Below are 782 nucleotides of genomic sequence, written 5' to 3'. Positions count from 1 at the left end.
CGTTCAGTTTTCAAAGAACTAAAAGCGGGTGAAGAGAATCGAACTCTCGACCAGAGCTTGGAAGGCTCTTGTTTTACCACTAAACTACACCCGCGTGGTCGGGAAGACAGGATTTGAACCTGCGACCCCCTGGTCCCAAACCAGGTGCTCTACCAAGCTGAGCCACTTCCCGTTATGGCGCGCCCGAGAGGAGTCGAACCCCTAACCTCTTGATCCGTAGTCAAACGCTCTATCCAATTGAGCTACGGGCGCTTATTCATGATGTTTTCTTATCGCTTTATTTCAGCGACTCAATTATCTTACCACGTTGCATTTTCAAATGCAAGTACTTTTTTATTTTTTCTTTGGTGCGGCCGAGAGGACTTGAACCTCCACGGGGTTTCCCCCACTAGGCCCTCAACCTAGCGCGTCTGCCATTCCGCCACGACCGCATGATGCGGGTGAAGGGAGTCGAACCCCCACGCCAAAGGCGCCAGATCCTAAGTCTGGTGCGTCTGCCAATTCCGCCACACCCGCGGAAATAAAAAAGTGAGCCATGAAGGACTCGAACCTTCGACCCTCTGATTAAAAGTCAGATGCTCTACCAACTGAGCTAATGGCTCGTAAATGGCTGGGCTAGCTGGATTCGAACCAGCGCATGACGGAGTCAAAGTCCGTTGCCTTACCGCTTGGCTATAGCCCATCAAAAGATATTTCTTTTTAGTGACAAGGAGTATCTTATCATAAAAAGCAATAAAAAACAACTGCTTATTAGCAGAAGTTAAAATGGCGGTCCCGACCGG

At 49.5% G+C, this 782-nt stretch carries 7 tRNA genes; all 7 read right to left on the bottom strand.

From position 1 onward, the window contains the following. Positions 1 to 23: 23 nt before the first annotated feature. Positions 24 to 94: transfer RNA gene (locus CN373_RS24935), tRNA-Gly, on the bottom strand. 1 nt (position 95) lies between these two features. After that, a tRNA-Pro gene (locus CN373_RS24930) sits at positions 96 to 172 on the bottom strand. Between the two features lie 3 nt (positions 173 to 175). Continuing rightward, positions 176 to 252 (bottom strand) — tRNA-Arg (locus tag CN373_RS24925). Positions 253 to 345: 93 nt separating this feature from the next. Then, positions 346 to 431, bottom strand: a tRNA-Leu gene (locus tag CN373_RS24920). A gap of 4 nt (positions 432 to 435) precedes the next feature. Next, positions 436 to 516, bottom strand: a tRNA-Leu gene (locus CN373_RS24915). Between the two features lie 13 nt (positions 517 to 529). Continuing rightward, positions 530 to 602, bottom strand: a tRNA-Lys gene (locus CN373_RS24910). A gap of 5 nt (positions 603 to 607) precedes the next feature. Further along, positions 608 to 682, bottom strand: a tRNA-Gln gene (locus CN373_RS24905). Between the last annotated feature and the right edge of the window lie 100 nt (positions 683 to 782).

It is taken from the genome of Bacillus cereus (genome assembly GCF_002561295.1).
In the GTDB taxonomy this organism is placed as follows: Bacteria; Bacillota; Bacilli; order Bacillales; family Bacillaceae_G; genus Bacillus_A; species Bacillus_A cereus_S.
This window is presented reverse-complemented; position numbering and strand designations above follow the sequence as displayed.